Source organism: Paraburkholderia sp. MM5384-R2 (assembly GCF_014201025.1).
Taxonomy (GTDB): domain Bacteria; phylum Pseudomonadota; class Gammaproteobacteria; order Burkholderiales; family Burkholderiaceae; genus Paraburkholderia; species Paraburkholderia tuberum.
The window spans coordinates 209,232-233,003 of sequence record NZ_JACHDI010000002.1; the positions used below are offsets into that span (position 1 = coordinate 209,232).

24 protein-coding genes are annotated in these 23,772 nt (G+C 62.8%); 11 read left to right on the forward strand and 13 right to left on the reverse strand.

The window, feature by feature from the left end; genetic code table 11:
* Positions 1 to 158: 158 nt before the first annotated feature.
* On the reverse strand, positions 159 to 1,289 hold the full coding sequence (locus tag HDG37_RS04870) for an MBL fold metallo-hydrolase (protein WP_184044871.1): 1,131 nt from the start codon (positions 1,287 to 1,289) through the stop codon (positions 159 to 161).
* An 84-nt stretch (positions 1,290 to 1,373) separates the two neighbouring features.
* Here HDG37_RS04870 and HDG37_RS04875 point away from each other — a divergent pair, with 84 nt between their 5' ends.
* From HDG37_RS04875 to HDG37_RS04890, 4 genes are all read left to right on the forward strand, one after another.
* The gene (locus HDG37_RS04875) at positions 1,374 to 1,988 is read left to right on the forward strand and encodes a TetR/AcrR family transcriptional regulator (RefSeq protein ID WP_184044873.1); all 615 of its coding nucleotides are present in this window, start codon (positions 1,374 to 1,376) and stop codon (positions 1,986 to 1,988) included.
* Between the two features lie 250 nt (positions 1,989 to 2,238).
* Positions 2,239 to 2,613, forward strand: coding sequence for a hypothetical protein (locus tag HDG37_RS04880; RefSeq protein WP_184044875.1), 375 nt, complete (start codon positions 2,239 to 2,241; stop codon positions 2,611 to 2,613).
* 4 nt (positions 2,614 to 2,617) lie between these two features.
* Entirely contained in the window at positions 2,618 to 2,965 is a 348-nt protein-coding gene (locus HDG37_RS04885; protein ID WP_184044876.1) for a hypothetical protein, read from the forward strand.
* 23 nt (positions 2,966 to 2,988) lie between these two features.
* A complete protein-coding gene (locus tag HDG37_RS04890; RefSeq protein WP_184044879.1) occupies positions 2,989 to 3,480 on the forward strand; it encodes a lytic transglycosylase domain-containing protein in 492 nt (163 codons plus the stop codon).
* Between the two features lie 74 nt (positions 3,481 to 3,554).
* On the opposite strand, the gene HDG37_RS04895 is transcribed toward HDG37_RS04890, so the two are convergent.
* The 3 genes from HDG37_RS04895 to HDG37_RS39980 all read right to left on the reverse strand — a co-directional run bounded on the left by HDG37_RS04895 (position 3,555) and on the right by HDG37_RS39980 (position 5,760).
* Positions 3,555 to 4,823, reverse strand: coding sequence for an RNA polymerase sigma factor (locus HDG37_RS04895; protein WP_184044881.1), 1,269 nt, complete (start codon positions 4,821 to 4,823; stop codon positions 3,555 to 3,557).
* Complete coding sequence (locus HDG37_RS04900) at positions 4,820 to 5,188, reverse strand: YciI family protein (RefSeq protein ID WP_018422516.1); 369 nt, start codon at positions 5,186 to 5,188, stop codon at positions 4,820 to 4,822. Before HDG37_RS04900 ends, HDG37_RS04895 begins: the two co-directional genes overlap by 4 nt.
* Before the next feature lie 284 nt (positions 5,189 to 5,472).
* Complete coding sequence (locus HDG37_RS39980) at positions 5,473 to 5,760, reverse strand: LysR substrate-binding domain-containing protein (RefSeq protein ID WP_311541071.1); 288 nt, start codon at positions 5,758 to 5,760, stop codon at positions 5,473 to 5,475.
* Here HDG37_RS39980 and HDG37_RS39985 point away from each other — a divergent pair.
* Positions 5,745 to 6,011, forward strand: a complete 267-nt coding sequence (locus HDG37_RS39985) for a hypothetical protein (protein ID WP_311541075.1) — start codon at positions 5,745 to 5,747, stop codon at positions 6,009 to 6,011. The genes HDG37_RS39980 and HDG37_RS39985 overlap by 16 nt on opposite strands.
* Before the next feature lie 144 nt (positions 6,012 to 6,155).
* Here HDG37_RS39985 and acnB read toward each other — a convergent pair whose 3' ends face one another.
* Entirely contained in the window at positions 6,156 to 8,741 is a 2,586-nt protein-coding gene (acnB, locus tag HDG37_RS04915) for a bifunctional aconitate hydratase 2/2-methylisocitrate dehydratase (protein WP_184044883.1), read from the reverse strand.
* Positions 8,742 to 9,085: 344 nt separating this feature from the next.
* Here acnB and HDG37_RS04920 point away from each other — a divergent pair, with 344 nt between their 5' ends.
* Complete coding sequence (locus tag HDG37_RS04920) at positions 9,086 to 9,688, forward strand: DUF1326 domain-containing protein (protein ID WP_184044885.1); 603 nt, start codon at positions 9,086 to 9,088, stop codon at positions 9,686 to 9,688.
* A 2-nt stretch (positions 9,689 to 9,690) separates the two neighbouring features.
* Positions 9,691 to 10,482 carry a DUF2182 domain-containing protein gene (locus HDG37_RS04925; RefSeq protein WP_184045276.1) on the forward strand — a complete coding sequence of 264 codons (792 nt, stop codon included), beginning with the start codon at positions 9,691 to 9,693 and terminating at the stop codon, positions 10,480 to 10,482.
* Between the two features lie 34 nt (positions 10,483 to 10,516).
* Here HDG37_RS04925 and HDG37_RS04930 read toward each other — a convergent pair whose 3' ends face one another.
* Together HDG37_RS04930 and HDG37_RS04935 are read right to left on the reverse strand one after the other, a co-directional pair.
* The gene (locus HDG37_RS04930) at positions 10,517 to 11,467 is read right to left on the reverse strand and encodes an alpha/beta hydrolase (RefSeq protein ID WP_311541012.1); all 951 of its coding nucleotides are present in this window, start codon (positions 11,465 to 11,467) and stop codon (positions 10,517 to 10,519) included.
* 134 nt (positions 11,468 to 11,601) lie between these two features.
* Positions 11,602 to 12,159 (reverse strand): TetR/AcrR family transcriptional regulator, encoded by a 558-nt coding sequence (locus HDG37_RS04935; protein WP_184044886.1) that lies wholly within the window; start codon positions 12,157 to 12,159, stop codon positions 11,602 to 11,604.
* A gap of 259 nt (positions 12,160 to 12,418) precedes the next feature.
* Between HDG37_RS04935 and HDG37_RS04940 the strand changes: the two genes are divergently transcribed.
* A complete protein-coding gene (locus HDG37_RS04940; protein ID WP_184044888.1) occupies positions 12,419 to 13,948 on the forward strand; it encodes a CYTH and CHAD domain-containing protein in 1,530 nt (509 codons plus the stop codon).
* A 91-nt stretch (positions 13,949 to 14,039) separates the two neighbouring features.
* Here HDG37_RS04940 and HDG37_RS04945 read toward each other — a convergent pair whose 3' ends face one another.
* The 4 genes from HDG37_RS04945 to HDG37_RS04960 form a co-directional block, all read right to left on the reverse strand.
* Positions 14,040 to 14,441, reverse strand: a complete 402-nt coding sequence (locus HDG37_RS04945) for a hypothetical protein (RefSeq protein ID WP_090810890.1) — start codon at positions 14,439 to 14,441, stop codon at positions 14,040 to 14,042.
* 216 nt (positions 14,442 to 14,657) lie between these two features.
* A complete protein-coding gene (pstS, locus tag HDG37_RS04950) occupies positions 14,658 to 15,692 on the reverse strand; it encodes a phosphate ABC transporter substrate-binding protein PstS (RefSeq protein WP_184044890.1) in 1,035 nt (344 codons plus the stop codon).
* Between the two features lie 248 nt (positions 15,693 to 15,940).
* Positions 15,941 to 17,743 (reverse strand): thiamine pyrophosphate-binding protein, encoded by a 1,803-nt coding sequence (locus tag HDG37_RS04955; protein ID WP_311541015.1) that lies wholly within the window; start codon positions 17,741 to 17,743, stop codon positions 15,941 to 15,943.
* 341 nt (positions 17,744 to 18,084) lie between these two features.
* Positions 18,085 to 19,824, reverse strand: coding sequence for a methyl-accepting chemotaxis protein (locus HDG37_RS04960; RefSeq protein WP_184044892.1), 1,740 nt, complete (start codon positions 19,822 to 19,824; stop codon positions 18,085 to 18,087).
* Positions 19,825 to 20,145: 321 nt separating this feature from the next.
* Here HDG37_RS04960 and HDG37_RS04965 point away from each other — a divergent pair, with 321 nt between their 5' ends.
* Entirely contained in the window at positions 20,146 to 20,649 is a 504-nt protein-coding gene (locus HDG37_RS04965; RefSeq protein ID WP_184044894.1) for a flavin reductase family protein, read from the forward strand.
* A gap of 20 nt (positions 20,650 to 20,669) precedes the next feature.
* On the opposite strand, the gene HDG37_RS04970 is transcribed toward HDG37_RS04965, so the two are convergent.
* Entirely contained in the window at positions 20,670 to 21,089 is a 420-nt protein-coding gene (locus tag HDG37_RS04970) for a hypothetical protein (protein ID WP_311541016.1), read from the reverse strand.
* A gap of 177 nt (positions 21,090 to 21,266) precedes the next feature.
* On the opposite strand from HDG37_RS04970, the gene HDG37_RS04975 reads away from it, so the two are divergent.
* A complete protein-coding gene (locus tag HDG37_RS04975) occupies positions 21,267 to 21,773 on the forward strand; it encodes a PRC-barrel domain-containing protein (protein WP_184044898.1) in 507 nt (168 codons plus the stop codon).
* 80 nt (positions 21,774 to 21,853) lie between these two features.
* Here HDG37_RS04975 and HDG37_RS04980 read toward each other — a convergent pair whose 3' ends face one another.
* The gene (locus HDG37_RS04980) at positions 21,854 to 22,093 is read right to left on the reverse strand and encodes a hypothetical protein (RefSeq protein WP_090811852.1); all 240 of its coding nucleotides are present in this window, start codon (positions 22,091 to 22,093) and stop codon (positions 21,854 to 21,856) included.
* A gap of 349 nt (positions 22,094 to 22,442) precedes the next feature.
* On the opposite strand from HDG37_RS04980, the gene phaZ reads away from it, so the two are divergent.
* Complete coding sequence (phaZ, locus tag HDG37_RS04985; RefSeq protein ID WP_184044900.1) at positions 22,443 to 23,741, forward strand: polyhydroxyalkanoate depolymerase; 1,299 nt, start codon at positions 22,443 to 22,445, stop codon at positions 23,739 to 23,741.
* The last annotated feature ends 31 nt before the right edge of the window (positions 23,742 to 23,772 follow it).

The window sequence follows — 23,772 nt, forward strand, 5'->3', positions numbered from 1 at the left end:
GTATCACGCCGCGGCGGACAGTTCCGACGGAGCGTACTTCGAGGTCGCGAGCGCTTCGGCGGGAACGGCAACGTGCGCGCGCCGCACCAGCGAACCGCCGAGAAACAGTCCGCTCGGGCGCTCTCGTCCGCCGCAAAAACGTGGCGGTGCCAACGACCTCAGGACGACTCCCCCTCCTGGACCCCGCGCGCCGCGCACATCCGCCACGAAGCCTTCCGCACGGCAGCGGTTTGCGCAACGTCGCGCCACCAGCGTTCGCCGCGATGCACCGCAGTCAGATCGAGCCGCTCGCCCATGCGCGGTGTCGACAGCGCGACGCCTCGCGCGAGCGCCAGCCCCGTCACCCTTTCGAACGGCTCCTGCCAGCGATGCATCGCGAGGTCGAAGGTGCCGTTATGGATCGGCACGAGCCAGCGGCCGCGCAGGTCGATATGTGCCTGCACGGTTTCTTCGGGCTGCATATGGACGTATGGCCACATCGCGTCGTACGCGCCGGTCTCGATCAACGTGACGTCGAATGGTCCGAGGCGCTCGCCGATCGCGCTGAAACCCTCGAAGTAACCGGTGTCGCCGCTGAAAAACACGCGCAAATCGTGATCGACGATCACCCACGACGCCCACAACGTCCGGTTGCCGTCGAACAGGCTGCGCCCGGAGAAGTGCTGGGCGGGCGTCGCGGTGAACTCGATACCCTCGACAGCCGTGCCCTGCCACCAGTCGAACTGCCGGACCTTTGCCGCGTCGATACCCCATTCGATGAGCCGGTCGCCGACCCCAAGCGGCGTCAAAAACACCTCGGTACGCTGCGCCAGTATCAGCACGGTTTCGCGGTCGAGATGGTCGTAGTGATCGTGCGACAGGATCACGCCGTGCAGCGGCGGCAAATCGTCGAGCGAGATCGGCGGCGCATGAAAGCGCTTCGGACCGAGATTGCGGAACGGAGACGCCCGCTCGGCGAACACGGGATCGGTCAGCCAGAACTTGCCGCGCAACTTCAGCAGCATCGTCGAATGACCGAGCCGGTACAGGCTGCGGTCGGGCGCCGCGTCGAGTTGCGCGCGCGTCAGCGTTTCGACCGGCAACGCGTCGGCCGGCACGGTGCCGCGCGGCTTGTTGAACAGCACCGTCCACGCGAGGCCGAGCGTTTTGCGCAGGCTTTCCGCCGGACGCGGCTTGACGTTGCGAAAGCGCTCGCCGTCATGCTGCGGCGACAGGCTGAACCTCGCGCGGCTGCGTTGTGCGGCGTTCACGCCGAGCATTCGGCGGACAAAGGCGGGAAGCGACGTCATGAAGTTGACCTTCCGAAGAAAATTTACACTCGGCAGTGTAGTTTGTTCTCAAGAAAAGTAAACTGGCCAGTGTAAAATCGTTGGATGGAATCCTGTGCCCGCCCCCAACGTCTGACTGACCGAAAGCGCGTCGCGATCGTCGCTGCAGCGATCGAGGAATTCCTCGCGGCCGGCTACGACGCTACCAGCATGGACCGTATCGCCGCCCGCGCGAATGTCTCGAAGCGCACGGTCTATAACCATTTCCCGAGCAAGGAAGCGCTTTTCGCGGCGATTCTCCATCAGCTGTGGGACGCGAGCCAGGACGGCGATGCGCCTTCTTATCGTGCTGACCAACCGTTGCGCGCGCAGTTGCTCGATCTGCTGGAGCGCAAGCTGCGGCTGCTTCACGACGAGTCCTTTTTGTCGCTTGCCCGGGTGGCGATCGCGGCTGGTATCCATTCACCGAAGCGCGCGCGGGACATGGTCGCTCGCATGGGGGAACGCGAGGAAGATCTGACGGCGTGGGTCCGGGCGGCCGCCGCGGACGGCCGCATCAAGACCGATGACCCCGTCTTCGCGGCACTGCAGTTGCAGGGGCTCGTGAAGGCTTTTGCCTTCTGGCCGCAAGTGGCGATGGGGCAAGTGCCGCTCGATGCCAAGGAGCAGAAGCGCATCGCGGAAGCGGCGGCGGATATGTTTCTCGCGCGGTATGCGTGAGTCGGTTCGTCGGGTTGGGGCGCCAGGTCGATCGCGTTCCGACGAGCGTACGCGTAGCAATCGCTGCGGATTTACCCGACAGGGTAAGAAGTTCTTTGCTCGAAGGCGGAGGTGCACGCAGCAACCTTCCGGGAAGCGGCGCCGCGAGAGCGAACTCTTTCTTTTTTCGCAAACGTTTGCCCCAGGTATCAAGTCTGAGCATCCCAAGCCGAAAACGCGTACATCGCCACGAAACTTTGGAGACCCCGACGTGACGCGCGTTGTGCTCTTACTTGCCGTAATGTTTGTAACGGGCTGTGCACAACTGCAGCAGCCCAATACGGCTCAAGCCGAGAAACCTGCGGTGTCGGACGTGATCATGAAGTTCGACATTCCCGCCGATGCACTCGGCGCGCGCGATCCGCAACTGACTACGGTGCTCGCCAAGGCGGGTGCGCTCGCCGCCGCGCAGAAGCAGCCCACTGTGATCCGCGTAACGGCGCTGGGCCAGGACTTCAAGTACATCAACCAGGCGATCTGGCGGGGCGTGCCGCAACAGGGGCTCAAACCCACGCTCGAAAACCTTACGAGCGGCGCGAACCAGACGTACAGCGTCTCGATCCAGCCGCTACATGCGGGGAGCTGACACGATGCGCCTGATTGCTTTCGCCGCGGCATCGCTATGCTTAGGTTCGGCCGCATGGGCGGGCCAGCCCGCTGCCAGCGCGCCTGCGACTGCGGCCGGCACTGCCACCGCTGTCACCACAGCCTCTGCGGACAAGGTCTACCCGCCGCTGCCCACGCTCTCCATGCTGCCGCCCTCCACCGGCGACGACGACGATCTTCCCGCGCCTCGCTCGACGTCGCACAACAAGAAGAAGACGCACCAGCACGATTGCCGCTGCGCGATGCCCACGCCGCGCCTCGTCGTCTCCGATGCGTCGCGCACCTATCTCAAGGACATCGAGCGGCAGCTCGATTCCGCGCTGGCGCAGTAAAGCAGAACCTGGAGCCCCGACTCATGGACCAGCACAAGACCAACGCCTTCCGCCCTTTGCGGTCGTGGGCCCTATGCGCCTGGGCGGCGCTGCTGGCGCTCGGCAGTTCGGCCGCGCAAGCCGCCCCGTCCGCCGACGATTGCTTCGACAAGGCCAGCGCTTACCAGGGCGTCAATCCGCACGTGCTGCGCGCCGTGGCATGGCGCGAATCGAAAGGCGACGCGAGCGCCATCAACCGCAACGCCAACGGTTCGATCGACGTGGGACAATTGCAGATCAATTCGATCCACTTTCCTGAACTCGAGAGCCGGGGCATTCCGCACCGCGCGCTCACGGACCCGTGCGTGAATATCTTCGTGGCCGCGTGGCTGCTCAAGCAGAAGATGGTGCGATACGGCAACACATGGCGCGCAATCGGAGCGTATCACTCGGAATCGCCGCACGAGCGCGACGCCTACGCGCGCAGCATCCAGGCGATTCTCGTGAGCTGGGGGTTGTTGCAGCCGGAGCGGTAAGGTTCAGGCGCAGGCCTGTCGGGGCAAAGCCGCCACGCCCGACCTGACGAAGCAGGCAAACGCAACCCACTCCGCTAACTGCTCTTCGATGCAAGCTCCATTCGCTTGCGCTGCAGGAACCGGCGCACGGCCGGATCACGCTCAAGGCCGATTGCCAGATCGTACGCGTCGAGTGCTTGCGCAGTCGCGCCGGTACGCGCGAGCAGATTGGCGCGTGCGGCCCAGTAGGGCTGGTAGTCGGCCAGCCTCGGATCGTCCGCATACGGCGCCAGCGCGTCGAGCGCCGCTTGCGGGCTGTCACGTTCCGCCACGGCCAGCGCGCGGTTCACAGCCACTACCGGCGACGCTGCAATGGCGAGCAGCCCATCGTAGAGCTGCACGATTTCGTCCCAGTTCGGGCGACGCGTCCGGCAGCGATCCACATGCGCCGACTGCAGCGCGGCCTCGAGCTGAAAGCGCCCAATTGCGTTGCGCGCGTTCGCGCGCCGCAGCAGTGCGTTCGCCGCGTCGATCATCGGCGCGTTCCACGTTGCAGGGTCCTGGGCCGACAGCGGCACGTAGTCGCCAGCCGCATCGCGTCGCGCATCACGCCGCGCCTGTGCAAACAGCATCAGCGCGAGCAGGCCCAACGTCTCCGGTTCGTCGGGAAGCAACTCGACGAGCAGTTGCGCGAGATACAGCGCCTCGTCGGCGAGGTCGCGCCGCTCGGTATCGCCGCCGACCGGGTCCGTCCAACCTTCCGCGTACGCCGCATAGACCGCTTCGAGCACCGCGTCGAGCCGGCCGGGCAGCTCCTCGCGCTCGGGCACGCTGAACGGAATGCCCGCTTCGCGGATCTTGGTCTTCGCCCGCACGAGACGTTTGCTCATCGCGGCGGGCGACATCAGGAACGCCGACGCAATCGTCTTCGCTTCCAGCCCCAACACCACTTGCAGCATCAGCGGCGTCCGAATCGCGGCCTCGAGCGCAGGGTGCGTGCACGCGAACAGCAGCGCAAGCCGCCGGTCGGGCAACGCGCCTGCCTCACTCTCGTCGATCTCGTCGGCGAGGATCATCAACTGGTTCGCCACGTCGTCGCCAACCTGGCGGCGACGCGCGCCATCGATCGCCCGGCGGCGCGCGACCGTCATCAGCCACGCTTCAGGACTCGCGGGACAGCCGTGCTCCGGCCAGTCCGCGAGCGCGGCCGCGAATGCGTCGGCGAGCGCGTCCTCGGCTGCGGCGACGTCGCGCGTGCGCATTGCCAGCAGCGCGACGAGCTTGCCGTAGCTGCGGCGAGCGACCGCCTCGGCAATCGAACGCGCGGCGCCATCATCGCCAAGGGCGCCGCCGGACGCACTCATGCAGTGGGTGCCTCGTAAGGGGCGGTCCAGACCGGGCGCACCTCCATGACGCCGTGCGCCGCGCCCGGACAACGCGACGCCCACGACATCGCCGCGTCGAGGTTCGGCACGTCGATCAGGTAGTAGCCGGCGAGTTGCTCCTTCGAATCGGAATACGGTCCATCGAGCACCTGCGGCTTGCCGTCGACGAGCCGCACCGTGGTGGCCGTGTTCGTGTGCTGCAGCCGGTTGGCCCCCACCAGAGCCCCCGCTTTCTTCAACGATTCGGTGTACGCGTGATAGGCGGCAACGCCTTGCTGCCGCTCGCTGTCGGTCATCTTGTTCCAGCCGTTTTCTTCCGAGTAGATCATCAACAGGTATTCCATTTGAGCCTCCGTCATGGGGTTGAGGCGGATGAATTGCATCGGCCGCCATCACAATGACGCGCGGGCCGCATGCTGACGGACAGGGGGCGTCAAAAAAATCGCGGACGACCACCTGGGACCCACGCCGCATTGGAAAAAGACGCTTGGATCACAGCCGGTTCGACCGTGTTTCGCCAAGCATTGTCGGACGGGGCAAGTGCCTTGTCGACCGGGGATTGGCTGCGGCGCGGTAAGGCCGGACCGCGATCCCTGTTCGGCATGATCCGGTGTCGGCGGAACACTCGCTAGGTCCTGACCGGGACAAAGGCCGCACCGGGATCAGACGTGAGAATTTCCGAAACGAAATCGATAAATACGCGGGTCTTGGTCGGCAATCGTCGGCCGGCAGGATGAACGGCGTGGATGGGCATCGGCGCCGGCGCGAAATCCGGCAACAGGCTGACGACCGCACCGCTGGCGATCTCCGGCGCAAAGAGCCACGCCGGCGCTTGAACCAGTCCCATATGGGCGAGGACGGCAGCGCGAATCTGTTCCGCGTCGCCGGTGTGAATCCAGAGTGGAATTGATTGTATTCCGTTCGGCCTTCTTCTGGACGCTGCGTGGAATCGCCATTCAGGCCGGCACGGACGAACGGCTGCTCGACGACGCCCGGCGCTACGCGGCTGCCGCTGCGCAGCGGGGAAACACGGTGCAGTTGGAAATCTACGAGGGACTCCATCACGCGTTCCAGCGCTCGACCGACGAGCTTGCAAGCGCCCGATACGCGTTGGACCAGGTCGCGGGGTTTGTCTTGCGATGCGGATCGGCTATCGCCAGGCCCTGAGATTCCTCTGCGATCCCGGCGAGGCTGCCGCGCGCCGACCTCGACTCGAACGCCGCAAAAAAAAATGGCGCCGCAGGCATTCAGCCCACGGCGCCATTTCGTGGCGCTACGACGCGAAGCACACGCCGTAGTCCGACAGCACACTTACATCGTCACGGCGTCGGCGACTTCCTTGAAGTCTTCGATCTGGTCGAAGTTCATGTATTGATAGATCTTGTCGCCGTTGGCGTTGAGCACGCTCATGTCGGCCATGTACTCTTCCTTGGTCGGGATCTTGCCGAGGCGCGAGCAGATCGCCGCCAGTTCCGCCGAGCCGAGGTACACGTTCGTGTTCTTGCCGAGGCGGTTCGGGAAGTTACGGGTCGACGTCGACATGACCGTCGCGCCTTCGCGCACCTGTGCCTGATTGCCCATGCACAGCGAGCAGCCCGGCATTTCGGTACGCGCACCAGCCGTGCCGAAGACGCCGTAATGGCCTTCCTCGGTCAGTTGCTTCTGGTCCATCTTGGTCGGCGGGGCCACCCACAGCTTGACCGGGATGTCGCGCTTACCTTCCAGCAGCTTCGACGCGGCGCGGAAGTGACCAATGTTGGTCATGCACGAGCCGATGAACACTTCGTCGATCTTCGCGCCGGCTACGTCGGACAGCGTCTTCACGTCGTCCGGATCGTTCGGGCAGGCCACGATCGGCTCGTGGATGTCGGCGAGATCGATCTCGATGACGGCTGCGTATTCGGCGTCGGCATCCGGCGACAGCAGTTGCGGGTCGGCCAGCCACTGCTCCATCGCCTTGATGCGGCGCTGCAGGCTGCGCGGATCCTGGTAGCCCTGGGCGATCATCCACTTCAGCAGCGTGACGTTGCTGTTCAGGTATTCGATGATCGGTTCCTTGTTCAGGTGCACCGCGCAACCGGCGGCCGAGCGCTCGGCGGAAGCATCCGACAGTTCGAACGCTTGCTCGACCTTCAGATCGGGCAGGCCTTCGATTTCGAGAATGCGGCCGGAGAAGATGTTCTTCTTGCCTTGCTTGGCAACCGTCAGCGTGCCTTGCTTGATCGCGTACAGTGGGATTGCGTTGACGAGGTCACGCAGGGTCACGCCCGGCTGCATCTTGCCCTTGAAGCGGACCAGCACCGATTCCGGCATGTCCAGCGGCATCGTGCCGGTGGCGGCCGCGAAGGCGACCAGACCCGAACCGGCCGGGAAGCTGATGCCGATCGGGAAGCGCGTGTGCGAGTCGCCGCCGGTGCCCACGGTGTCGGGCAAAAGCATGCGGTTCAGCCACGAGTGGATCACGCCGTCGCCCGGGCGCAGCGCGATGCCGCCACGGTTGCTGATGAAGTTCGGCAGCGTCTGGTGGGTCTTGACGTCCACCGGCTTCGGATAAGCGGCGGTGTGACAGAACGACTGCATGACGAGATCGGCCGAGAAGCCGAGGCACGCCAGGTCCTTCAGTTCGTCGCGGGTCATCGGGCCCGTGGTGTCCTGCGAGCCGACCGAGGTCATCTTCGGTTCGCAGTATGTGCCCGGACGGACGCCCTGGCCTTCCGGCAGACCGCAAGCGCGGCCGACCATCTTCTGCGCCAGCGAGAAGCCCTTGCCGCTATTGGCGGGCTGCTGCGGCAGGCGGAACAGCGTCGACGGGGCGAGGCCCAGCGCTTCGCGTGCCTTGGCGGTCAGGCCGCGGCCGATGATCAGCGGAATGCGGCCGCCCGCGCGCACTTCATCGAACAGCACGTCGGACTTGACCTGGAACTCGGCGATCACTGCGCCGTTCTTCAGGGCTTTGCCTTCGTACGGGCGCAGTTCGACCACGTCGCCCATTTCCATCTGCGACACGTCGAGTTCGATCGGCAGAGCGCCGGCGTCTTCCATCGTGTTGTAGAAGATCGGGGCGATCTTGCCGCCAAGGCACACGCCGCCGAAGCGCTTGTTCGGGATGAAGGGGATGTCTTCGCCCGTGAACCACAGCACCGAGTTGGTGGCCGACTTGCGCGAGGAGCCGGTGCCGACCACGTCGCCCACGTACGCGACCAGGTGGCCCTTTTCCTTCAGCGACTCGATGAACTTGACCGGGCCGCGCTTGCCGTCCTCTTCCGGCGTGATACCGGGACGCGCGTTCTTCAGCATCGCCAGTGCGTGCAGCGGGATGTCCGGACGGGTGGTCGCATCCGGGGCCGGCGACAGGTCGTCGGTATTGGTTTCGCCCGTCACCTTGAAGACGGTGATGGTCAGGCTTTGCGGCACTTCCGGACGGCTCGTGAACCATTCGGCGTCGGCCCAGCTTTGCATCACGGCCTTCGCATTGGCGTTGCCCTTGTCGGCCAGTTCCTTGACGTCGTGGAACTGGTCGAACATCAGCAGGGTTTTCTTCAGCGCGTCGGCGGCCACGGTGCCCACTTCGGCGTCGGACAGCAGTTCGATCAGCGGCTGGATGTTGTAGCCGCCCAGCATCGTGCCGAGCAGTTCGGTGGCACGGGCGCGCGAGATCAGCGCGCAGGCGGTCTGGCCGTTGGCCACGGCGGCGAGGAAGCCTGCCTTCACGCGGGCGGCTTCGTCCACACCGGCGGGCACGCGGTTGGTGATCAGGTCGAGCAGCGTCTGCTCTTCGCCAGCGGGCGGGTTCGTCAGGAGTTCGACCAGCTCGGCGGTCTGCTGAGCCGTCAGCGGCAGGGGAGGAATGCCGAGCGCGGCGCGCGCGGCCACGTGAGCACGAAAATTTTCAAGCATGGGGGACCTGCTGGTATTTGCGTTTCAGGGAAAGGCTTTTAAGGCACTCCAAGCTGTGCCGGGCACTGCTTCGATCGCGATTTTAATTGCAATGCCCATGCAAGGTCAAATGTCTTATGTCTTATATAAGAGTTGCGCGCGAAAATCGTCGATGCGCCACGCGCTTCAGGACCGCCAACCGGACTCCGCGGCCCCCTCCTGCCCCCCAAATGCACCGACTGTGTAAGCCGCTTCAATCATTCGCAGCGCCCCGAAGGCTTTGATTACTGCTCGCTTAACAGCTACAACTGAGGATGTCCGGCGATGTTCTTCCCGGCCGGATCCAACCGGCAGCGGAGGCGTGAATGAGCTATCAACTGATGGGCAGCATCCTCGAAGTGTGTGAATGCAAGGTGCTGTGTCCGTGCTGGATCGGAGAAGATCCCGATAACGGCGTTTGCCGCAGCGCGCTTGCATACCACTACGAGCAAGGCATGATCGACGGCGTCGATGTATCGGGCCTGACGATCGCGTTCGCGGCGTTCATTCCCGGCAACGCGCTCAAAGGCGGCTGGCGCGTCGCGATGTTCGTCGACGAGCGCGCGAGCGACGCGCAATTCGACGCCCTGGTTAGCGTGTACCGTGGCGAGCGCGGTGGCCCCATCGCGGATCTCGTGCAGTTGATCGGCGAAGTCGTGTCCGTGGAACGCGCGCCGATCGAATACACGGTCGTCGACGGCAAGGGCAGGATGAAAGTCGGTGAAGCCATCGAGGCCGAGTTGGAGCCCTATCGCGGCCCGACCGGCGAGCCGACCAAACTGGTCGAAAGCATCTTTTCGACGATACCCGGCTCCCCTGCTTTCGTCGGCAAGGCGAACTCATTCCGCCTGCGGCACGAAAAGCTCGGTCTCGACCTCGCCTTGACCGGACATAACGCCATTCAGGGATCGTTCAGCTTCGCGTCGTGAAGATGCTCGCACGCTCGCGGCTGTTCGCGCCGCTGTTCGTCGCATTGACGGGCAGCGCGTGGATCGCGTTATGGATATGGGACGCGGGGCCCTATGCGCGTTTTCTGCATCATGCGAGTTGGGCCGAACTGCCGCTCGTCGGCGCGATATGCCGTCAGGTGCCCGGCGCGAGCCTCACGATTGCGGCATTGCTGCACAGCGTCGCATGGCTGCTGATGATCGCGGCCATGATGCTGCCGACCGCCTTCCCGCTCTTCGACACGTTCCGGCGGATGACCGTCGCGCGCGCCAACCGGCGCACGCTGATGGCGCTTCTGATCGTCGGTTATGCGACGATGTGGGCGCTGTTCGGCGTGCTCGCGCACGGCTTCGACGCGGCGCTCCATCTGGTCGCGGACCAGTCTGCGAGCTTGCTTGCAAACGGCTGGCTGATCGGCGCCGCGATCGTCGCGCTCGCGGGCCTTTATCAGTTCAGCAGCCTCAAGCATCGATGTCTCGACAAATGCCGCTCGCCGCTGATGTTCGTCACCGAGCATTGGCGCGGCAGGAGCGCGCGCCGCGAGAGCTTCGCGCTCGGCATCAGTCACGGCGCTTTCTGCATCGGCTGCTGTTGGGCCCTGATGCTGCTGATGTTCGCGGTCGGCACTGGCAGCGTCGGCTGGATGCTGGCGCTCGGCGCGATCATGTCGGCCGAGAAGAATTTCCGCTGGGGCAGCTCCATCGGCAAGCCGCTCGGCATTGCGTTGCTTGTGTGGTCCGCATGGATCGTCGTACAGCACGCCCGCATCGCCTGAGCCATGCGCGGCATCTTGCGCCCCCGTAGCCCCGTTATCCCTCTGCGCTTCCAAAGAACGCAGTGAGTTCGTCGGCGACCGCGCGCGGTTGTTCTTCTGGAATGAAGTGCCCGCAGTGACTGATGGTGCGGCCTTTGACGTCGGTGAAAAAGGCTCTCAAAGGTGTTGCCATATCGGCGATGGAACCTTGATCGGAACCGAGCGTCAGCAGTGGCAGGTCGAGCATGCCTCGTTGCTTCAGTTCTGCATTCTGTTGGGCGGACACAGGCGCGGCCCGGTAATACGCAAGGCCCGCGCGTAAGCCGCCGTCTTTCTTGAGAATGCGTAGATATTCATCGATATCGGCGTCAGTGAAAGTATCGGGATTGGCCGCCTTTCGCCGCAAGAACCAGTCGAGGTATTCACGTTCCTTGCCGGCGAGCAGCACTTCCGGCAGGTCCGGTAGCCCGTGAAATGCGAAATGCCAGGTGCGCCATGCACGCTCGGGCGCGCTCGGCAACTCGTCAGGCAAGGTCACGCCGGGGATCCCCGCATCCAGCAGCGCGAGTCGCCGGACCTCGTCGCCGAACATTACGGCGTAAGGAAAAGCCACCCACGCTCCAATGTCGTGTGCAGCAAGAAAGTACCGGGTCATCCCCAGTTGCTGGAGCAAACCGTGAACATGGCTCGCAAGGGTTTGTGTGTCGTAGCCGTCCATCGGACGATCCGAATCACCTTGTCCGGGAAGGTCCGGTGCGACGACTCGGTAGGTCTTTGCGAGCAGTCCCATCACTTTGCGCCAGGCGAACCAGCTCTCGGGAAAGCCCGCGAGCAACACGGCCACGTCGCCCTGTGGGTTCCCACCGGTGACGTAGTGCAGCCTCAGTCCGTCTACGGTTGCGAACTTGTGCTCGAATCCTGCTAGCCCCGCAACGGGCCTTGCTACTGGCAACGTGCTTACGAATCCGGAACTCCCTGATGGCATGGGCGAGTGATGTGTTTTCACGAACGAAACTCCTCTGGGTTGGGGGATGACACCGTTGAGCGGCTTTTCTCATTGGCGGATGATGTTAGGAAATGGACATTTCCTAATAGGGTGAGCGGCACGCGGAGGTCATGCGATGCTATGTCTTGCCGTGCTTAGTCCAGCAGACGCATGGCCTGATCCGCCGCCGACATCATGTGTGCCCGGGATCGCCCGACTTTGCCGACGACCCTCAAACCTTGCGTCAGACTCAGCAGTGCGCGGCCGGTAGCGTCCGGATCCACGGCGGGCGCGATGGAACCGTCTGTCTGGCCCGCTCGGATCAAGCGACACAACAGACGCTCCGTTCGCTGCAAAGATGCGACCACATGACTCGCGACCTCATCGTCGAAGGCCAGCAGGTCGACTGCACTTCCGACTACGAGACAGCCTCGCTTGCCCTCTTCGCCAATTGCAGACTCAGCATAAAACTGCAGAATGGCCCGTACCTTGTCGCGGCCGGTCTGCTCCGCGTCGAGCAGGCTCTGCAACTGGCCATTTCGTAGGTGGATGTAGCGCTCGAGCGCGGCAAGGAATACCGCTCGCTTATCGGCGAACGCCTTGTAGATACTGCCGGCCGTGAGCCCCATCGCGGACCCAAGGTCGCCAAGAGACGTCCCTTGATAACCGCGCTCGCGAAAAATCTGGATTGCGCCGTCCAGCGCGACGTCCATTTCGAATTCGCGTGGACGACCTGGAGCACGGGGCTGTCTGGCAGCATGGTTGCGTGTAGTCATACGGCGATTATAGGAAATGATCATTTCCTAATCAAGCTGCCCCAACGTGTACAGGCATTCGCGCCAGGCTCGTCGACCGTCTCATCCACTTTTTCCGTGTACGACTTTTATCTGAGGCCACAGGGGACGATCGGCCGTGACGCGGTCCAGCCAATCCGGTGTAGTCTGACGGTCCGGTGCTCATTTCGGAGGCGGCATGGAACGGGAGCTGAAGCTGCGCGTTGCGAAGGAAGATCTCGTCAAATTGCGTAACGCGTCGATGCTTGCGCAATCAGAAGCCACGGCGGGAACGCCTCACCTGCTGACGAGCACCTATTTCGACACGCCCGATTTTTCATTTCACTGGTGCGGGGCTTCGCTGCGCGTGCGCACCGTCGGCAACGACAAACTCCAGACGCTGAAGCGCGAAGGATCGGCCAAGGCGGGGTTGTTCGACCGGGACGAGTTCGAGATGCCCGTGAATAGCGACGCGCCCGATCTGACGCTGCTGTACGACCAGATCCCCGACGACAGCGACTGCGGAAAGCTGATTCGCGACGAGACCGTTGCGGCCCAACTGAAGCCGGTGTTCGTCACGCGGATCAACCGGTCAGCGTTTGTGCTGCGCCAGCCGTCCGGAGACGAACTCGAGCTTGCTCTCGACGAAGGAAGCGTCGAAGCGGATTCGGGATCAGTGCAGATCGCCGCGGTGGAACTGGAACTGAAACAGGGCAATCCGGATGTGCTGTACCGCGTCGCGCTGGAAATGCTCGAAACTGTGCCGCTGCGTATCGATCATCGCAGCAAGGCAGATGTCGGGTATGCACTGCTCATTGCCGAGCACAGCGAGGCGGTGAAAGCGCAACCAGTGCGACTGAACAAACGCGATTCAGTCGAGGATGCGTTCTGCGTGATTGTGCGCAACTGTCTGGACCAGGTCCACGCGAATGAACGGGGCGTCGTGTCGGGCCACGATCCATCGAGCGTTCATCAGATGCGCGTGGGACTTCGTCGCTTGCGTTCGGCTCTCGACCTGTTTGCGAAGGTCATCCCCGCCTCGTCCGGATTCGACGAGGAGTTGCGCTGGATCGCCTCGGAACTCGGCGGCGCGCGCGACTGGGAAGTGCTTGCGGGACCGACGCTCGACCATGCCGGCGCCGACGGCAATGCGGACGAGATCCGGCCCGTCAGACAGGCGTGCGAGCAGATTGCCGTCGACAACCGGCAGCGCGCGGCTGCCGCGGTCGAGTCGGTTCGCTACACGCGGCTCGCGCTCCAGTTCGCGCTTTGGGTGAACCGCAAAGGTTGGCGAGATGAGATGTCCGACGAACAGCGCAACGCAATCAGCGGCCCAGTGAAGTCATTCGCCGCCGATGTCCTGCGTCGTCGGCACAAGAAACTGATCAAACGTGGCAAGGGTTTGGCTGATCTGGACGATCACCGTCGTCACCGCGCCCGCATCGCGGCGAAAAAAGTTCGATACGCCACCGAGTTCTTTGCGTCGCTATGCCCGAAGCAGGCCGTTCGCCATTATGTCGACGCGCTCACCGCGCTTCAGGATGATCTCGGCTGGCGCAACGATGCCGTCGTCGCCGATCAGCTTCTGAAGTCGTTGTTGAAAACGTCGCCGGAAGCGGCCTCGGGCGCGGCCTTCGCACGCGGCTTCCTCGCGTCACGCGTCGCTGCCGATCATCAGACATTGAAGAAGCTGTGGAAGCGCTTCAAACTGCTTTCGTCACCGCACTGACGCGAACAATTCACCTCGAGGGATCCGGGCACGAACGTGTCACGCGCAACACTCATCGTGAGGTCTCACGATGTTCGAGATCGAAGTCTTATTATCCGAACAAGCGCGACCACGCCGCGCGTATGCGGCGCGCGCGGTCCTCGAACAGGTACGACGCAGCGAGCGCGAACAGGCCTGACATGACCCCCGTCGCGACGTGTTCGAGAACATGAAAGCGGTACTGGCTCAAATGAGAGTAGGCATCGCCGATAGCGGTCAGGCAACCGACGAGCAGTGCGTTGCTATAGCGATTCCCGTACCACTTCGCCGCCGGCGTGAAGGTGAGCAGCAAGGCGAGCACACCGGTGAGCAGCCCGGTTTTGAATGCAATCGCCCAGTGCGTGAGGCTCATGATGTTGCCCCAGCTCCCCGGCATACAGGTCATGCACGCGCTGGTTGGCTGCCAGAAACGCTGGATAAACAGTTTGAAGCGGCGTTTCCATGCGCTTCCCATGATGTACTCCACGATATCCAGCGCGAGATTTCACGCAGACATGGTACATCGCGAGCGTGGCGTAGCGTGGCGTGGCGTGGCGTGTGATGAGCGTGCGGTGATAAAGGACAGTCACAGACACGTTACCCGCCTCTATGCGTCAGTCAATTGACCTGCGTCAATTGACTTCGTCCATGATCGATTACAAGCTGTTTGAGGCGGGTTGCGCCGAGGCCTTCACTGAAACACCGGTTTTCCCGACGCGTCCTTGACCTTGGTCTTCCATTGCGCGCGGATTTCCGACACGACCGAATCCGGCAGCGAAATGTAGTCGAGATCGCTGGCAGCCTGCCCGCCGTTCTTGAACGCCCAGTCGAAGAACTTCAACGTTGCCGCGCCTTGCGCCGGCTTGTCCTGCGTCGCATGCAGCAGCACGAAGGTCGCGCCGACCACCGGCCACGCGTCCTTGCCGGGCTCGTTCGTCAGGATCTGGTAGAAGGACGTCTTCCAGTCCGCGCCCGAGGCGGCCGCCTTGAAGGTTTCGGTCTTCGGCGCAACCACGGTACCGGCCGAATTCTTCAGGCTGGTGTAGATCATGTTGTTTTGCTTCGCATATGCCCACTCGACGTAACCGACCGCGCCCGGCAGGCGTTGCACGAACGCGGCAACGCCGTCATTGCCCTTGCCGCCCGTACCGGTCGGCCAGTTCACCGTCGTGCCTTCGCCGATCTTCGACTTCCACTCCGGGTTCACCTTCGACAGGAAGTTCGTCCAGATGAAGCTCGTGCCCGAACCGTCGGCGCGGCGCACCACGGCGATGTCCGTATCCGGCAGCTTCATACCCGGATTCAGCGCGGCGATCGCCGGATCGTTCCATTTCTTGATCTTGTTCAGATAGATGTCGCCAAGCACGGCACCCGACAGAATGAGTTGACCCGGCTTCACGCCGGGCAGGTTCACGACCGGCACGACGCCGCCGATCACGGTCGGGAATTGGAACAGGCCAGTCTTCGCCAGTTCGTCGTCCTTCATCGGCGCATCGGAACCTGCGAAATCAACGGTCTTCGCGATGATCTGCTTGATGCCGCCCGCTGAACCGATGCCTTGGTAGTTGACCTTGCCGCCTCCCGCCTTATGGTAGGCGTCAGCCCACTTGTCATAGATCGGGGCCGCAAAAGTGCTGCCCGCGCCGGTGATGTCGACGGTTTGCGCTTGCGCGGCCGCGAGCGGTAGAGCAACGGCAAGAACTGCAATTCCTCGTTTGAACAGCATGGTTTGCCTCCACGAGATTGACTGACCGGTTCAATGGTTGCAGCAAGCTACACGCCGCGATCCCTCTCTTGCGCATTGCGCAGGCCCGGCGTGCCCATCGCCGCGTCGAGCCTTGTCATCGGCTCGAACGTCTAAACTTAGGCGGTTCGAATGACATTTCGTTGACAACCGCGGCGCGGCGTTCAGACGGTCTGATTGCGGCGTCGTTCAGCAATGCGTTTGGCTTTGCCGCGTTGAAGGATGGAATCTCACGGACAGGCTTCGGCTTCTGCATAGTACCGGTTCGGCGCGGGGAAAACTCCGGTGATGACTTCGATCAGAAAGGGGCCGTCATATTGACAAGCTTCACTCAATACATCATCAAGCTCGTCGATGCGCTCAACCGCGCGCGCGGCCACACCGATCGACGATGCAAAAGCCGACCAGCTATGACAGGGCAATTTGGTGAACTGCTCTGAAATCGAACCACTCCTGATAGCGTCGATATGGATTGCGCCATGTGCGGCGTTGTTCAGAACCACATAGATCACCTTGACTCGGTATCGAGCCGCGGTCTGAATCTCCATGCCGTGCATCATCATGCACCCATCGCCGGTCACCACGACACACGGGCGTTCTGGGGCCGCAAGCTTGACGCCGATTCCGGCTGCGATGGCCCAGCCCATCGGGGCGAGCGAGCTCGACGAAAAGTAGTTGCCCTTACCCGACGACAGCCAGTAATGGGCCATGAAGATGCGGTGGGCTCCGGAATCCACCACGACGTTGCTGTCCTTCGGCAGAATCCGGCACAAGTGCTTAACTACGTCTCCAGGATATAGCGCTTCGTCACCGCTGGAAACTCGGTTTCCTAACTGCTCGAACCGGTGGTCGTACAGGGGGGTCTCGTTGATCTCGGCAATCCACCCCTTTCTTCTTTGCAGTGCTTGCGGCAGCCCGGGAGGGTTGTCCGCGGCTTTCTGGGCCAGCAACCGGAAGCTCGCGGAAATTCCGGAGAAGATTCCTTGACGCGAAATGTGCCCCATCGCCGGTGAATCGAAGCTGTCATCAAAGATGAATAGCTCCTTCCCCCCTGTCAGCCTCCTGCTCCAGTTCATGCTGTCTCGCTGGTTCAGGTCGCTACCAAACACGACTAGTGCATCAAGTTCGTCGGAGTTGATCACCCGTGCAGCGCGCGAATGACTTGAAAATCCGTAGACACCCAGTGCAAGGGCATGTTGCTCAGGAAATGCACCTTTTCCCGATAGTGTCGTTGCGACTGGAATGTGAAAGCCTTCGGCAACCTCGAGAAGAAGCTTTGCAGTTTCCGCATCATTGCCGCGACTTCCGACCAGAAACGCGACTCTCTTCGACTGAAACAGATACTGATCGCACAGGGCATCGAGAGCGGCGCGGTTCGCGGGCACTTCGCACGCGTTAAATTCGCGGTGAGCGTAGGGTTGCCGTGCCACGTCCTGACCGGGCAGGACATCCTGCTTTTGAACGTCTACGGGGATACTGATGAATGACTGCGCTCGACGCATCCAGTTCAACCCTTCGATCGCACGACGCATCTCGGCCTGAGTATTTTCCTTGTTCTTTAGCTCGACGATATCCGTCACCAGACTTCTGACCACGCCGCTTTCAAAAATGCCTCCGGGCGTGGCATCCTGAAACGCCCCTTTGCCTTCCGCGTGCGACGAGATCCCGCCGGCAATATAGAGCATCGGAATCCGGTCTGCGTGAGCGGCCGCCATGCCGGGAACGAAATTCATCGTGCCTGGGCCGGAAATCCCTGCGCAAACGCCGAATTTCCGGCTGGCGCGGGCATAGCCATCGGCCATGAAAGCACTGCCGGTCTCATGAGCGCCTACGATTCCGCGAATCAAAGGGGAGTTGTCGATTGCGTCCAGCAGCGGATAGATCAGTTTTCCCGGGACCAGGAACACGTGGTCTATTCCGGCGGACTCCAACGAGTTCACAACCATTGTCGAGACATTGAGCGGAGCGTTTGATCCCATAGTTTTGATTACGATCTCACGAGTTACCGTTAATCGAATCTCACCGCTGCGCATCTGCCCGTCAAGCGCTGCATGTCGGAGCGGCGCGAGACGAGATCGGCGATGGCCAGTGCGCGGAGACGGCGAGACATTCAAGGCGCTGCACGTCGAGTGCAGTCGCGCATCACGCTATTTCCTCGAACCCGCTTGACCGGCGGGCCCGGGTGTCTCCGTCCACAATCACACGCCCTGGCTGCACTGTTGATCATCCACGCTGCCTGCGTGCCTGAGGCAGTCGCCGCGCCGCATTGATAGCCATCCGGCGCACGTGTATCGCGGATCTTCGCCCGCTCGACTCCCGCGGGGCTGGCACGCGCCGACGGTATGAATCGACGTCATCCAGCACCCGGAACCGTTCAGAATGTCTGCCAGTCCGTCTCAGTCGCGGCGGCGACGACTAGCGGACCTTCTGAAGAGGGGACTGGTCTCCTCGCAACCCTTGCCGGTGTTACAGCAGAGGACGGGGCGCGGTTCAGGGCCGTCCGTTGCGGTACTGCCGCTTGCGTCGTCGCTCGCGATGAAGCAGCCTGCTCGCCATCGACCTTGAAAAAAGCGACCGTCTTGCGCAGGCTTTCCGCTTGCCGGGCCATTGTCTGGGCTGCCGCCGACGCCTCTTCGACAAGCGCAGCGTTTTGCTGTGTGACCTGGTCCATCTGGTTGACTGCCTGATTGACCTGTTCGATACCGGTGCTTTGCTCGCTCGATGCCGACGAGATTTCGCCCACGATGTCGGTCACGCGCTTCACTGACTGCACGATTTCCTTGATCGCACCGCCCGCTTCTTCGACCAGCATCGAGCCTGCCTCCACCCGGCTGACAGAGTCCGAGATCAACTCCTTGATTTCCTTCGCGGCGGTCGCACTGCGCTGCGCGAGCGTGCGGACTTCACCCGCAACGACAGCGAAGCCCCGCCCCTGTTCTCCCGCGCGGGCCGCTTCGACCGCTGCGTTCAGCGCGAGGATGTTGGTCTGGAAGGCGATGCCTTCGATGACGCCGATGATCTCGGACATCGTGGCCGAGCTGGTGGAGATGTCGCGCATTGTGTCGACCACGCGCCCGACGATCTCGCCGCCATGTTGCGCGACGCTCGAGGCGGTACCCGCGAGCGTGGCAGCCTGGGTTGCATTGTCCGTGTTGTGGCGGACCGCCGCAGTCAGCTCCTCCATGCTGGAAGCCGTTTCTTCGAGCGACGCCGCCTGTTGCTCCGTGCGACTCGACAGATCCAGATTGCCTTGGGCGATCTGCGCACTCGCAGTCGCGACACCTTCGGCGTTCTCGCGCACCTCTGATACGACCCGCACCAGGGCGTCGCACATGGCTTTGAGCGACGCCATCAGGCTGTTCGTGTCGCCGGGCCGCAGGGCGATACTGATGTTCAGGTCGCCGGCCGCCACGCTTCTGGCCACAGCAGCAGCCGTCGCCGGCTCCGTACCCAGTTGCCGCGTTACGCTACGCATCATCCATATGCCGATTCCCACGCCGATCGACACGGACATCGCCACGAAGACCAGCATCAGATTTCGACCTTCCTCGTACACGGCATCGTTGGATTCAGCTGTCCGTTGCGCGTCGGCCTGTTTCAGGGCAACCAGATTGCCCATCAGCACGAGGGTCTTGAAGCCCTTCTGGTGGTACTCGCCCAGCATGTATTCGGTCAGGCTGTCCCGATCGCCTAACGCCGCCGCGTTGATCTTGCCTTTCATTTCATTGAAGGCCTGGATGTAGTCCTGCCAACCTTGATCGAGGTCGGCGAACGTAGCCTTGCCTTTGTCGGTATAGACGAGCGGCTCCGCCTGATTGAGGTGCTCACGTGACGAGGCAAAGGCCTTGTCAGCTTGATCGAGCGAGCCAGCCCGCTGTGCGGCCGTCGTGGCCAGAACCGCGTTGCGCAGATAGGTGCCGACTCGCAGTACGTCGGCGTTAGCCTGCTGTATCAGGTTGAGCCCGACAAGGTCCTGCCGATACGTCTTGTCTGCGTTCGCACTGATCTTCGCCATGTTGTGCAGGCCGATCCCGCTGACAACAGCGCTGATGATCGAAACCAGGATGAACGCACTGATCAGCTTGGCGCCGAGTTTCATATTGCCGAAATTCATAGTTCGCTTTGTTGAGAATGTAAGAACCCGAACGGATAAGCAGGTACATCACCGCTTTGGCGCTCGCTATAACACAACGCCATACCGACGCGAAACGCAGTACCGGACATAACTGGTTATCGGCAATACGCTCTCATTCTTCAGATTAATAGCGGGATCATCGCGAAGATTTTTTTTTACGTCCCTATAAGAGAACAGGAGTGCTCTATTTTGAGCCGATGAAAGTGCCAATCGGTGCACGCACTCGTGCCGACCGCACTCGCTTGGTGCAAAGCTTTTGGTCGCCCCGAACATGCACGCTCTTTTTATCCAGGAGGCCCTATGAGCAATTGGATCGCGCAGCTTTTCCGGCATTTGACTGCGGGTGTGTATGTGATCGGCGTAGCGGACGGCGAGCGCCGCAATGCGTTCACCGCAAGCTCGGTGATGCAGGTTTCGTTTGCACCATTGCTGGTCGCGCTCGGCATCAGTCCCGAGCATGAGTCGTACGAACTCCTGCGCAGCGGCGCGGTGTTCGCGATCAGCGTGTTGCGCGCGGATCAACAGAAGCTCGCCGAGCACTTCGGCACGCAGTCGGGCCGAGCCGTCGACAAGCTCGCGGTGGCTCGCTGGCGTACCGGCGTGACCGGCGCGCCGCTGTTGCTCGATGCGCTCGCGCATTTCGACTGCCGGGTGATAGGCGACATCGAGGCGGGAGATCATCGGCTGATAGTTGGGCGCGTCGTCGATGGCGCGCTAGCCGGCGCGGACGGCGACCCGCTGATCTACGCGCAGACTGGCAATCTCGACATGAGCGAGGATCTTTATCCGGAGACGTTTTCGTAGTTGGCTGGCGTGATGGCTGCTCAATGCCAGTGCCCGCCATGTCCTCCGTGCCAGCGGCCGTAATAGCCGCCATGGCCACGGCCACCGCCCCAGTAGCCTCCGATCACCACTGACGGTCCCCACCATCCGTAGTAGCCGGGCCATGAATAGCCATAGGGATAGCCGTAATAGCCGGGATAACCGTAATAGCCCGGATAACCGTAGTACCCGGGATAGCCGTAATAAGCAGGCGCAGATACCGCGACGTACGTGCAATTCTGTCCCGACAACGGCAAGTCGTTTGGCGCCGGATTCGCGGCCGCCGTACCGCTCGCCGGCACAGGCACGTTGCCAGACGATGCTTGCGCGGGGCCAGTGGCAGTGGCGCTGGTGCAGGCGTAATAGCCACCGGCTCCCGGATAGTACGAATAAGGACCGTAATAGACGCAGCCAGACAACACACATACGCCCGCCACGCCAGTGCATAGACCAACGATTCCACAACGCATGATCGCTCCCCCTATCCGGGCGCAGCGCAGCCGTCCCGACACGGCGTGTTTTTATTCTAGTCTTTGAATCCGGTATCAGGTACGCGCCTTGCGAACGGCAGGTATTCCGTGGAAATCAGGAGTTTCGACATGAACCCGCTCGATCCTCTCGACCCGAACGCCTCCGCGACTCCCGTACAGCCCAGCGCCGGCGCACGTATCGCCGGCAGCGGCGTCGGCGACGGTCCCGGACCCGAGGTCATGGCCGCCGCGACGCTCGACGGCAACAAGGTGATCTCTTCCGATGGCCAGGACCTCGGCAAAATCTCCGACATCATGCTCGACGTGCGCAGCGGCCGCATCGCGTATGCGGTGCTGACGGAGGGCGCTTTTCTCGGCATCGGCGGGACCTTGCACGCGATCCCGTGGCGTTCGCTGACGCTCGACACGGACCGCAAGTGCTTCCAGCTGGACGCCACGGCCGAGCAGGTGAAAAGCTCGCCGGGCTTCGACAAGGACCATTGGCCGGCGATGGCCGATCGCGCATGGGGGACCTCGGTCCATCAGTTCTATCATCGCGAACCGTACTGGGAAGCGACGCGCAGTGTCGTCGAAAGCGATCCCGCGACACGTGTCGATCCGACGAGCGGAATCTGAAGACACTCATCGCGACGCTCGGGCACCGCTACCTCGCACGCGTTGCCTGTTGCGGCGAGCACGCGAGGCGCGGTGCGCTGTTACACCCCGATGGTCCGCGTCGTCTTCAGCGCGATCCACGTCATGCCTTCGCGCAAGCCTTCGAGTACCGCTTCTCTTTCCACGGCGAACACCTGCGACTGATGAAAGGTGCGTTCGAAGTCACCCTCGGGCGACACATGTTTGACATGGATCGTCGACAGAAACCCGCCTTCCTGCGCCTCCCGCGTCTCGACGCTCACGGACCAGGTTCCTTCCTGCGCGTTTGCTGATATGGCCATTGGATGCTCCTCGGGGTTGTCGCGAGCGACTGCCATCGTCAGCGTAATGGCCCGCAACGCCTCTCTCGTTGATCCACGTCAACCGTCGACACGAACCATGAGTCACGCTCGACGTCGTTCGCTTTCCCCGATACTTTCAGCTCCGTTTCAGACGCCCGCCATCGCGTGAAAACCCTGCCGGGAAAACGCCCAATGCCTCTTGCACGCGGCGTGCTTGGCGCGCCGCGCGCACCGATTTCGCGCCCCTCGCCGCGACGTTTCGCGGTAAGCTTTGCGACGGTATCCGCGTCACGAGTTCGTGCCGGTGCGGCAACGCTGCCCTCATGATCGACGAACGTCGGAGTTCATCATGTGGTACGCCTTCATCGATGCACAGCAACGCCTCGCGCGCGCGATGGTCGGGGGAGTTCTGTCCGAACCGGAGTCGGGGCCGCGCCCGCAAGCGGGCTGGCTCGGCCCGCAACAGGCGGCCGACGCGTTCAGCTACTGGCTGCTGAGATCCGCCTGCGCTTTCGAACGAACGCCGACATTCGCGATCCACTCCGTTGCCGCCAACGGTAGCCGCGTAACCGTCGACGAAAGCGTCGTCGCCTCCTTGCCGCTCGGCGCGCTGCTCAGGTTCAAGCGCAGCCCCTCTACACCCCCTACCGACGCAAAACTGCCGGTGCTGTTGTGCGCGCCCCTCGCCGGACATCACTCAGTGATGCTGCGCGAGACCGTCGAAACGCTGCTCGAAGAACGCGACGTGTTCGTAACCGATTGGGCCGACGCGCGCGACGTGCCGCGCGAAGCGGGCCCGCTATCGCTCGACGACTACGTGCAGGCGCTCGAAAGCTTCGTCGGCGCCGCCCGCGCGTTCGGTTCGCCGGTTCATGTGATCGCGATCTGTCAGGCGAGCGTGCCTGCGCTCGGCGCCGCGGCGCTGCTCGCCATGGACGAGACGGCGCCGATCGCGAGCCTCTCGCTACTCGGCGGCCCGATCGATACCCGTTTGAACCCGACCATCACCGACCGCTTCGCCAGTTCCCATTCGCTCGAGTGGTTTCACGACCATGCGATCGATATCGTTCCACCACCCTATTGCGGCGCGGGGCGTCTCGTGTATCCGGGCTTCATCCAGCAGACCGCGATTTTTGCCGCGCATCCGGAGCGGCAGATGCGACTCGAAGCGGATTACTGGTCCCGATGGCTCGCCGGCGACATGCCCGGTGCGCAGCAGGCGCTGCGCTCGGCAAACGAATATGCCGCGGTGCTCGACATGGCGGAGTGCTACTTCCTCGACATGCTTCGTGTGGTGTTTCACGAACATCTGTTGCCGCGCGATCTGTGGTCGGTCGCCGGGCGCCGGGTACGAATCGCCGCGCTGCGCGATACCCCGCTGTGCACGATCGAGGGTGACAGCGACGAGATCACGGGCGCGGGGCAAACGCATTGCGCGCATGCGCTGTGCGATGCATCGCCGATGCGAGCCGCGCGGCAGCTCACCATCGAGCAGTGCAATCACTACGACCTGTTCATTGGGTCGCGTTGGCGCGATGCGGTTCATCCGGGGCTCTGCGAATTCTGGCGCGATGTCGAGCACGCCGCGTCGAAGGTTTGCCGGCCGCGCCGCGCGGCCAGGGGTTCGGCAAACCGCAAATCGGCGTGAAGTGGCCGGGAAAACGTCAGCAGTCCGCATC